At 29.6% G+C, this 10,971-nt stretch carries 9 protein-coding genes; 6 read left to right on the top strand and 3 right to left on the bottom strand.

The features are described from left to right. Positions 1-91: 91 nt before the first annotated feature. Together ACTHW2_RS06405 and ACTHW2_RS06400 are read right to left on the bottom strand one after the other, a co-directional pair. Positions 92-1,276, bottom strand: a complete 1,185-nt coding sequence (locus ACTHW2_RS06405) for a coenzyme F420-0:L-glutamate ligase (protein ID WP_442263142.1) — start codon at positions 1,274-1,276, stop codon at positions 92-94. A 67-nt stretch (positions 1,277-1,343) separates the two neighbouring features. After that, the gene (locus ACTHW2_RS06400) at positions 1,344-1,913 is read right to left on the bottom strand and encodes a 5-formyltetrahydrofolate cyclo-ligase (RefSeq protein ID WP_442263141.1); all 570 of its coding nucleotides are present in this window, start codon (positions 1,911-1,913) and stop codon (positions 1,344-1,346) included. Positions 1,914-2,029: 116 nt separating this feature from the next. On the opposite strand from ACTHW2_RS06400, the gene ftsE reads away from it, so the two are divergent. The 5 genes from ftsE to ACTHW2_RS06375 all read left to right on the top strand — a co-directional run bounded on the left by ftsE (position 2,030) and on the right by ACTHW2_RS06375 (position 7,248). Continuing rightward, complete coding sequence (gene ftsE / locus ACTHW2_RS06395) at positions 2,030-2,710, top strand: cell division ATP-binding protein FtsE (protein ID WP_442263140.1); 681 nt, start codon at positions 2,030-2,032, stop codon at positions 2,708-2,710. Next, the gene (gene ftsX, locus ACTHW2_RS06390) at positions 2,703-3,602 is read left to right on the top strand and encodes a permease-like cell division protein FtsX (RefSeq protein WP_442263139.1); all 900 of its coding nucleotides are present in this window, start codon (positions 2,703-2,705) and stop codon (positions 3,600-3,602) included. Before ftsE ends, ftsX begins: the two co-directional genes overlap by 8 nt. A 10-nt stretch (positions 3,603-3,612) precedes the next feature. Next, positions 3,613-4,848, top strand: a complete 1,236-nt coding sequence (locus ACTHW2_RS06385; RefSeq protein WP_442263138.1) for a murein hydrolase activator EnvC family protein — start codon at positions 3,613-3,615, stop codon at positions 4,846-4,848. Between the two features lie 125 nt (positions 4,849-4,973). Beyond that, positions 4,974-6,203 (top strand): S41 family peptidase, encoded by a 1,230-nt coding sequence (locus ACTHW2_RS06380; protein ID WP_442263137.1) that lies wholly within the window; start codon positions 4,974-4,976, stop codon positions 6,201-6,203. Positions 6,204-6,237: 34 nt separating this feature from the next. After that, positions 6,238-7,248 (top strand): hypothetical protein, encoded by a 1,011-nt coding sequence (locus ACTHW2_RS06375; RefSeq protein ID WP_442263136.1) that lies wholly within the window; start codon positions 6,238-6,240, stop codon positions 7,246-7,248. Here ACTHW2_RS06375 and ACTHW2_RS06370 read toward each other — a convergent pair. Then, positions 7,245-8,825, bottom strand: a complete 1,581-nt coding sequence (locus ACTHW2_RS06370) for a hypothetical protein (RefSeq protein WP_442263135.1) — start codon at positions 8,823-8,825, stop codon at positions 7,245-7,247. The two genes, ACTHW2_RS06375 and ACTHW2_RS06370, sit on opposite strands and share 4 nt — an antisense overlap. Positions 8,826-8,953: 128 nt before the next feature. Between ACTHW2_RS06370 and uvrB the strand changes: the two genes are divergently transcribed. Beyond that, the gene (uvrB, locus tag ACTHW2_RS06365) at positions 8,954-10,915 is read left to right on the top strand and encodes an excinuclease ABC subunit UvrB (RefSeq protein WP_442263134.1); all 1,962 of its coding nucleotides are present in this window, start codon (positions 8,954-8,956) and stop codon (positions 10,913-10,915) included. The last annotated feature ends 56 nt before the right edge of the window (positions 10,916-10,971 follow it).

The raw sequence follows: 10,971 nt of genomic DNA, 5'->3' as shown, positions 1-10,971 counted from the left end.
TTAATTATACTAAAAAACAGGTCTTAGAGCTAGCGCTCTTTGACCTGTTTTTTTTGGGGGAACTATTCATTTTGAAACAGCCCCTTTTTATTTATTCGCTAGCTAAGTTATCAAAATAACCTTGCACAAGTACTACAGGCGTTCCTTTATCTCCACTACCGCTAGTGAGATCACATAAACTACCTAGAAGATCAGTAATTTGTCTTGGTGTAGTACCAAGTGACTCGGCATTTGCTAAAAGATCTATATCTTTACTATAGATTTTATTTTTTACTGCACTCAATACTTCATCACCATTTAAATCACCTAGTTCAGTATCTACTATATACTTAAGTTTAAGCTCGCTAGGAGTCCCTTCAAGCCCTTTTGTATAGCCGGGTGATACAACAGGGTCAGCAAGCTCCCAAATCTTTCCCACAGGGTCTTTAAATGCTCCATCTCCATAGACCATAACTTCTATGTTTTTACCTGTTTTTTCTATAAGTAGCTTTTGAATTTCTTCCACATAATATTGACTATCTCTAGGAAATAGTTTTATCTCATGATCAGAAGCTAGATTAGAACCTAAAAGCCCATACTCATCGTTGTATCCGCTACCATTTATAGATGAGTTTAATATATCATCTAGTCCGAGAACTAGATTAGCACCAGCATCTTTTAATGTTTTTTCTGTTTTCTTTCTGTCGTGAACATTGGCTACTAATATATCTTGTGTATAATTTAATATGTCTTTAGGATCGTTTGAAAGATATATATCTATATTATTATTTGCCATTTCTTTGTAAAGGCTCACATAATCTATTCCTGTAAACCTGTGACTTACTTTTTCTCCAAAAAGTTCCCTATATTTCTTTTCAGTTAAAAGATCAGAATATGGATTTATACCTAAATCATCCATTTTTCCTATATCCATAAGATGGTTTCCTACCTCATCAGAAGGATAACTTAAAAGAAGGTGAACCTTTTTCCCACTTAAAGAAATCCCCTTTAGTATGATAGAAAATCTATTTCTACTCAATATAGGAAAAACAAGACCTATATCCTCTGGAAATTTATCATTTATATCTTTTGCTATATCTTCAGCAGTGGCATAATTTCCTTGGGCTCTAGCTACTAAAGATTCAGTAATACCAACCACGTCTTTGTCTTTAAATTTAAAGTTTTCATTTTTAGCAGCTTCCATCAGAGAATCTACCACTATATTTATAAGGTCGTTTCCTTCTTTAATAATAGGAGTTCTAATTCCCCTTGCTGTAGTACCTACAGATCTACTCATTTTATTTCCCCCCGTACTTATATTAATATACTTTCATATTATATCACAAAAATGCTGAAAATATAAATTAGACATTACAATTAATTATATTTTTTTCTGTATATATATAATCAACTGGTATGTCAAAGCTATCTATTGGAAGGTCTTCAACTACCTGAATATCGAAGCCAATAGCGATAGTAGGAGTATTTTGTATCTTAGATAGGAATCTATCATAATATCCCCCGCCATATCCCACTCTATATCCATCTTTTTTAAAAGCTACACCTGGCACAATTACTAAATCTATTTCTTGTGGATCAATAAATCTTTTAAATTCTTCTTTTGGAGTTAGTATATTATAAAAACCTGGTTCTAACTCTTTGAAATCTTTAAGAATAGATGGTTTAAGTTCTTTATTTTCTGGAAATGTGATTGGAACTACAATTCTTTTACCATCATCAATAGCTTTTTTTATGAAATTATGGGTATTAACTTCATCGGAAAAACTAATAAAACACATAATTGTCTTTGAATTTGCATAGTAACTTGAACTTAGTAGCTTATCCATTATTATTTGACTATGGATATCTCTGCTTTCTTTAGATAATTTTTTACGTTTTTTTAACATTTTTTCTCTGATTAACTTTTTTTTCAATTAAATCACCTCAAACTGTTTCTTTATTCTTTAATATATACTATAATGTATTAGAAGATATATCAAGCTATAAAAAATAATAACTACAGCTTAAACTCGAGTAGTGAGGTGAAACAATGATAAAAGTAGTAAATTTAAATAAAGAATATAAAAGTGGAGTTAAAGCTCTTTCAGATATAAACTTGCATATAAAAAAAGGTGAATTTGTATATATAGTTGGAGAAAGTGGTGCAGGAAAATCAACATTAGTTAAAATTTTACTAAAAGAAGAAGTGCCAACTAGTGGAGAGATATACTTAAATAATATCAATATAACGAATGTAAGCAATAGGCGTATTCCATATATTAGGCGAAATCTTGGGGTAGTGTTTCAAGATTTTAGACTTTTACATAATAAAACAGTCTATGAAAATATTGCATTTGCAATGGAAATCTTAGGATCTGATCCCAAAGAAATTAGAAGAAGAGTTCCAATAGTCTTAAATAGAGTAGACCTAGGAAGAAAGGCATCAAGTTTTCCAGATCAGCTTTCAGGAGGGGAGCAACAAAGAGTATCTATAGCTAGATCTATAGTAAACAATCCACCAATACTTTTAGCAGATGAACCAACTGGAAACTTAGATCCTGACAACTCTTTACAAATAATGAAAATATTAAATGATATAAATACTAGGGGAACAACTGTTATAATGGCAACTCATGCAAAAGAAATAGTTGACAGCTTAAGGCGTAGGGTTATACAATTAAAAAATGGAGTAATTATAAGAGATCAAAAAAGAGGGGGGTACGATGAATAAGTTTAGGATAATGCAAAATACTTTTAAACAAAGTTTTAAAAGTATGTGGAGAAATCGTGGTATGGGTCTTGCCTCTATATCCTCTATTTCTGCTGTACTCATAATACTTGGATTTGTTTTGATACTTATCATGAGTATTAACTCTTTAGTTGTAGATGTTCAAAATAGATTTGATGAAATTGAAATATTTTTAGCAAAAGATATTACTGATGAAAGTAAACAGGCCATAGAAGATTTTGCGAAAAATGAAGAAAAAATAACTTCTATAGAGTATATATCCCAGGAAGATGCAATTGACACAATGAAAGAACAGTGGGGAGAAGAAGCATATTTATTAGAAGGTATAAGCAAAGATACTTTGCCTGATTCATATATAATAAAATCAAAGGATATACAAGACACAGAAGGAATAGTTCAATCGATAAATAGTATCGAAGGAGTAGAAAACATAAAATATCACAAGGAAATAATAGATAAACTAACAACACTAGCAAGCTATATAAGGCTTGGTGGAATTATAGTAATAGGAGTACTTATTGCCATATCTGTATTCATAATTTCAAATACTATAAAATTAACGGTTTTATCTAGAAAAAGAGAAATAAGTATAATGAAATATATTGGAGCTACAAATTCCTATATAAAAACACCATTTGTGCTAGAAGGTATATTGTTTGGAGTTTTCGCTGCACTCATATCTATATTGATAGTATATTTTGGATATGAATATTTATTTGATTCAATAAATGAAAAACTATACGTATTATTTAGTGTAATACTTGTACCACCGGAGGCTATATTAAAAGATGTTTCTATTATGTTTATAGCTATAGGTTCAGGAATAGGTGCACTAGGAAGTATGGTATCGATGAGAAGATATTTAAATGTTTAAGGGGGAGAACATGCTAGAAAAAAATGTTAGAAAAATCTCGGCAGTATTACTTGTATCTTTAACACTATCTTTAGGAAGTGTAAGTTTTGCTGACAAGACAAAGGATTTAAAAAATGAACAAAATAAAATTAAAAATCAATTAAGTACAACACAGAAAAAACTTAAAAAAGCTCAAAACGAATCAAAAAGTGTTGAACAACAGATAGATGAATTAGATAAGAAAATGAATAGTGCTTCTATAGAGCTTGTAAAAGTAGAAGATGAAATATCAGAAATAAGTAAAAATATATCGGAAAATGAGAAAGAATTAAAAAGAGCAGAAAAAGAACTAGAAGAAAAACAAGAAAACTTTGAATCAAGAATAAGAGTTATGTATATGAATGGAAACGCAGGATATCTAGAGCTTTTACTTACTTCAAAGGATATAAAAGATTTCTTTTCTAGAAAAGATATGGTACAAGCTATAGCGGAACAAGATAAAGAATTACTCAAGGTTATGAAAGAACAAAAAGATATTATAGAAGAAAATAAAAAAGAATTAGAATCTCAAAGAGCTTCACTTGCAGCAGCAAAAACAAAACTTAAATCACGTAAGAAAGATTTAGAAACAGCTACTAGATCAAAAAAAGTTCTTATGACAAAACTTCAAAAAGATGTAGATAGTTTTGAAAAAGAATATGATAAATTAAACAATTTTGCAGTGGAAATCGAAGATAAAATAGTTAAATTACAAGAGGAACAAAGAGCTAAAGAAGCAGCTAAACAGCAAAAACCTAGCAATCAGGGCAGCTCTGGAAACTCAGGAGCTAGTTCAGGAAGCAGTAGTTCTGGTTCAACTTCTAGCACTCCCACAAGTGGTAGAATGACATGGCCTATACCAGGTCATGGAAGAGTAAGTTCATACTTTGGTTATAGAATCCATCCTATATTCCATACTAAGAAAATGCACACAGGTATCGATATACCAGCACCATCAGGATCAAGTGTAGTAGCTGCATCAAGTGGTACAGTTATACATAGTGGATGGCTTGGTAGCTATGGTAATGTAGTTATGATAGACCACGGGGGCGGTATAGTTACACTTTACGCTCATAACTCTTCAACAGTTGCAAGAAAAGGACAATCTGTAGGAAAGGGTACAGTAATTGCAAGAGTGGGCAGTACTGGTAACTCTACAGGACCACATTCTCACTTTGAGGTTAGAAAAAATGGTAAATATATAGATCCATTACCATGGGTAAGATAAAAATATTATAGTAAGAAAGGGGGAAATAGTCCCCCTTTTTTTTATATAGAAAATAAGTTATGTGGTATAATATACAAGAAAATACAATAATATAACTTATAAGCATAAAATTAGAGGTGAAGTAAATGTCAAGTAGGAAAAGGATAATATTTTTTGTAGTAATTCTTATATTAACAAATTTACTAACATTTGGTTTAAGTAACACACTTAGTTTACAGTTTGATTCAAAAGTAGTGCTTCCTAAGACTGAATATGAATATTTAAAATCAACAGCAGATGAATTTTCTAAAGTGCAGCTAGTAGAGGGATTTATAAAAGAAAACTATTTAAAAGATGTAGATGAAGAAAGGCTTATAGAAGGCCAACTAAAAGGATTGGTAGCATCTTTAGAAGATCCCTACTCCCAATATTTAACTGCAGATGAGTTTGAAGATCTCACTCAAGAGACATCTGGTGAATATGGAGGTATAGGAGTAATAGTAACTCCTGGAGAAGACAATCTTATAACGGTTGTGTCTCCTATAAAAGATACTCCTGGTGAAAAGGCAGGACTTAAACCTGAGGATAAAATAATAGCAGTAGATGGAAAAGAGTTTATGGCAGAGGATATGGATAAGGCAGTAAGTGTAATGAAAGGAAAGCCTAGGACAAAAGTTACATTAACTATTTTAAGAAGGGATAAGGATGGAACTAGTGAGACATTTGATGTAAAAATAACTAGGGAGAAGATAAGACTTGTAACTGTAAATTCAAGTGTGATAGATGATAAGATTGGTTATATAAATATAACTTCTTTTGATGAATTAACTTATAAAGATTTCATGAAAGATTTGAAAAAGTTAGAAAATAAAAATGTGGAAGGCCTCATAATTGATTTAAGGAATAACCCTGGTGGACTTCTAGATGTAACTGCAGATATTGCAGATGAACTTCTAGGAGAAGGCACAATAGTTTATACTGAGACTAGGGAGGGTGAAAAGGAAGAATATGTGTCTAAGGCATCTAAAATAGACATTCCATTAGTCGTATTAGTAAATGGTGGAAGTGCAAGTGCTTCAGAAATACTTTCGGGTGCAATAAAAGATTATGATAGAGGCGAGCTCATAGGAACTAAAACATTTGGAAAAGGAATAGTTCAAAGAATAAGTCCGCTACCTACTAAAGATGGTTCAGCAATTAAGCTTACAGTGTCAGAATATTTTACTCCAAATGGAACCAACATACATGGAGTAGGTATAGAGCCAGATATAGTTGTAGAACTTCCAGAAGATATAAAAACTATAGGAGTAGAAAACCTGAAAGAAGATAGTCAACTTCAAAAAGGGCTTGAAGTCATAAAAAATAAAATAAAATAGAAAAATATTGATTTATAAAAAAGGGGAAGCTTATATGTACGGGCTGTATAGGATAGTTTTATTTACTATCTTTGACATACTAAAAGGACTGGCGTCTCCTTTTTTTATATTTATATTTTTTATAATATATTTCCAATATTATAAAAAAACAGAAGTACCTTTAAAGGCTACAATTATTTCCATACTTTATGGAATAGTAGGAGGTATGATAGTTACAGTAGCTCTTATATATCTTAAAATATATATAATTCCTTTAGAGTATATTTATATCCTAATTACTTCTCTACTGCTTTCTATAATAGATTCAAGATTTATTTGTTTTTCATATGGTGGAAGTTTGTTATCACTTATGAGTTTAGTGTTTCACTATCCAAAGATTAATATAACTGAACTTATGATAGTAATATCACTACTTCATGCTGTAGAAGGAGTTCTAATACTTATAAATGGAAGTAGCCAAAAAATGTTTAATATTTTTAATATAAAAGGACAAATAAAAGATGGATATGAATTCAATAGATTTTGGCCTATACCCTTTGTTGTTTTTATAGGTGATACTATGATTAAACCATTTTTACTATTTGCTATATTAAGTTATGGAGACTTTACTATAGGAAGATTTCCTAGAAAAAAGACTTTAGAGACATCGCTGATGCTACTGCTGTATAGTTCTATTTTGTTTACTATAACTATGATAAGTCCCTATAAGTTTATAGCACCTATTTTTTCACTTCTAGCACATGAATTAATAATATTTATCAATATATATAGGGAAAGATCAAACTTAAACTCATTAAAATCTATAATAAAAGGTGTTAATGTTACAGGGATAAATTCTAAAGGTATTGGCAAGGAACTTGGACTTAAAACAGGAGATATAATAGTTAGAATAAATCACTACCATGTAAAAAATAGTAAAGATTTTATAGAATTATCGCAAAAAAGTTTTAATAAGGTTAAAATAGAGTATTTTAATCATAAAAAAGGTCTTGTAAAGAAAAAATATAGAGGTAAGAAAAACTCCTTAGGAATTAAGATATCCTAAGGAATTTTTTTGTTTTCTAAATTTAAGTAAGATATGACAGAGGTTTTATCTTCTCCAAGATCTATTGAAGAATTTATATATAATATATTTTTTTCTGTATTTAAAAAGATCTTATTGCTTTTTATAGAAGTAAGGAATTCTACCTCTTCTTTTTCTAAATTATATATATATAGCGGATTATCAGAACCAATTTGAGTTTTTTCTATAATAGCTATATTATTTTTCCATGTAAAATAGTCTTGTACATTAATATCACTATAACTTTTTATAGTTTCGTCTTTTAAATTGTAGAACCATAATACATTTTCATCTGCACTATTATTTTTTAAGTATCCAATAGTTTGATCATCTATAAATAAAGGATTTTTACCAGAATCAACTAGTATCTTTTCTTTGAAATCTTTTGTTAGATAGACGTTTTTATCACTCTCATTTTCAATTGAAAATAAAAAGTTTTCATTTAAGTATTGTATCTGCTTTATATCTTTATCCATTCTAGAAAGAAATTTTAAATTATCATTTGATGTATTGTAGCTATAAAGTTTTGCTATATCATCTTCCTTATCTATTAATACTATGTCCTTATCTTTCCAAATAGCTTCAGATGGATTTATACTTTTATCTAATTTAGTTTTAAAAACTTTTAAATCTTTAAGTTCTAAAATATAAAGTTCACTATAGTCACCTGAAGACTCTATTAAAAGGGCTTTATCATTATTATCATTGAACTTTAATGAACAGATTTTATACTTAGAGGTATATATTTTATCTTCAGTATTTTTTTCTATATCATGCATCCAAAGCTCATAGTTAATATCATTTTTTGCGTCTATTTCTTTTACATATAATAAATATTTATTTTGGACATACTCTAATATATCGCCTTCATCTATAAGAGAAGAAACAGATTTTTTATCTGATTTTACTATTTCTCCATCAATTAAATCTATTAAAACATTTAAATTTATAATTGGGTTTTCCTTATTTGCTAAGTCAACAACATTAGTAAAATCTAAATCTAAAAACATTTTCCCATTTTCTTGTTTAAGTTTTGAACTAGGGAAGGTTGAAGTTGCAATTTTTAGAGAGGATTTAATCTTACTTATAGCTTCATCAATATCGATACTAGTTTTAATAGGTTCATAATTTCTATTTACTATTTTAAAATTTAAGTTTTCAAGATCCTTTTTTGATAAATCTTTAAATTTTATCATTATTTGAGGAACAACTAATTCTGCTTTTTCATTTTTTGTTTGGTTTTGCACAAAGATATTTACATCTCTATTATCTTTTTCAATTTTTTCTATATTGATTCCGGATGATTCAACTATTCCTAGGGACAAAAGAAGCTTAGAATCTATTCCGTTTTTTAATATCTCTATATTAGGTTCTACAGATTGATAACTCTTAGATAGGGTAATCTTATCTATAGTATAATTTAAATTATCAGCGTTTTCATTAGAAGATATAGAATCGGTTTCATCTTTATATAAAAGAGGACTTATCTCTTTACTTTCACATCCCATAAATAAAATAACAATTTGTAATAAGATGAGGATACGTAAAAAAGTTTTCATTTAATCACACTCCTTCTACCATTTTATAATAAATTAGATTTTTTCTCAACAATTAAATATTTATTTTGACTTTTAAGAGATATATTATATAATAAGGCAATGAACAAATGTTCAAATGAGGTGAAAATATGAATGAATTTAAAATAAGTTCAAGCTTTAAGCCTACAGGTGATCAGCCTAAGGCAATAAATAAATTAGTAAATGGAATAAATAAGGATTTAAAACATCAAACACTTCTTGGAGTAACAGGGTCTGGAAAAACTTTTACTATGGCCAATATAATAGAAAGAACTCAAAAACCAACTTTAGTTATAGCTCATAATAAGACTCTGGCATATCAACTTGCAAGTGAATTTAAGGAGTTTTTTCCAAATAGTGCAGTAGAATACTTTGTCAGCTATTATGACTACTATCAACCAGAGGCATATGTAGCTCACACGGACACATATATAGCTAAAGATTCATCCATAAACGATGAAATAGATAAATTGCGTCACTCTGCTACAGCAGCACTATTTGAGAGACGTGATGTTATAATAGTAGCATCTGTATCTTGTATATATGGACTTGGAGACCCTATAGATTATGAAAATTTAATGGTATCTTTAAGACCAGGCATGATAAAAGATAGAGATGAAGTTATGAAAGATTTAATAGATATTCAATATATGAGAAATGATATAAATTTTGTAAGAGGTACCTTCAGAGTAAGGGGAGATGTGCTTGAAATATTTCCAGCTGCATCTAGTGAAAATACAGTTAGGATAGAATTCTTTGGAGATGAAATCGAGAGAATTGTTGAAGTAAATCACTTAACAGGGGAGATAATAGGTTATAGAAAACATGTATCTATATTTCCAGCATCCCACTATGCTACTACAGAAGAAAAGGTAAAAAAAGCTCTTATTAGTATAGAAAAAGAACTGGAAGAAAGGCTGGAAGAGTTAAGGGATCAAGATAAACTTGTTGAAGCACAAAGACTTGAACAAAGGACTAGATATGATATGGAAATGTTGAATGAGATGGGATTTTGTTCAGGTATTGAAAACTATTCTAGACATTTAAGCGGAAGACCAGCAGGAAGTAGACCTTATACTTTGATTGATTATTTTCCAGATGATTTTTTAATGATAACAGATGAGTCACATGTTACTATTCCTCAAATAGGAGCAATGTATGAAGGAGATAAGTCTAGAAAAACAAATCTTGTAGAATATGGTTTTAGACTTCCATCAGCACTTGACAATAGACCTTTAAAGTTTACAGAGTTTGAAAGTCTTATAAATCAGATACTCTTTGTATCAGCAACTCCAAGTAAGTATGAAAAAGCACATACTGAGCAGGTTGTAGAACAAATAATAAGGCCTACTGGTTTACTTGATCCTATAATAGAGATAAGACCTATAAATCATCAGGTTGATGATCTTGTAGAAGAAGTAAGAAAGACTATAGAAAAAGGTGAAAGAACTCTTGTTACAACTCTTACTAAAAAAATGGCAGAAGACCTAACCAAATATTTTAAAGAAATAGGTATAAAGGTAAATTATCTTCATTCGGATGTAGATACTATGGAAAGAATGGAGATAATAAGAGATCTAAGGCTTGGTAAATATGACGTAATAGTAGGAATAAATCTTCTTAGAGAAGGCCTTGATCTTCCTGAAGTTTCTCTTATAGCAATACTTGATGCTGATAAGGAAGGATTTTTACGTTCAGAAACTTCTTTAATACAAACAGTAGGAAGAGCTGCTAGAAATGTAAATGGTAGAGTAATAATGTATGGAGATAGAATTACAAAGTCTATGCAAAAGGCTATATCTGAGACTGAAAGAAGAAGAAGTATCCAAAATGAATATAATGAAAAACACAATATAACTCCTACTACAATAAATAAAGCTGTACGTGATGTAATAGAAGCTACTATTGTAGCAGAAGAAAATGTACAATATGATGATAGCTTTTCAAAGGATGAAATAGAATCTATGATAATAGGTTTAGAAGATGCTATGATGAAATCAGCTGAAGAATTAGATTTTGAAAAGGCAGCAGAAATAAGAGATAAAATGATAGAACTTAAGAAGATGTTATAGAGGTGAAAAAATGTTAAAAGATAAGATAATAATTAAGGGAGCCAAAGAAAACAATT

It is taken from the genome of Tissierella sp. (genome assembly GCF_052089545.1).
GTDB lineage: Bacteria > Bacillota > Clostridia > Tissierellales > Tissierellaceae > Tissierella_A.
Note: the sequence above shows the minus strand (reverse complement) of the source record. Positions and strands in the feature narration are given on the sequence as shown.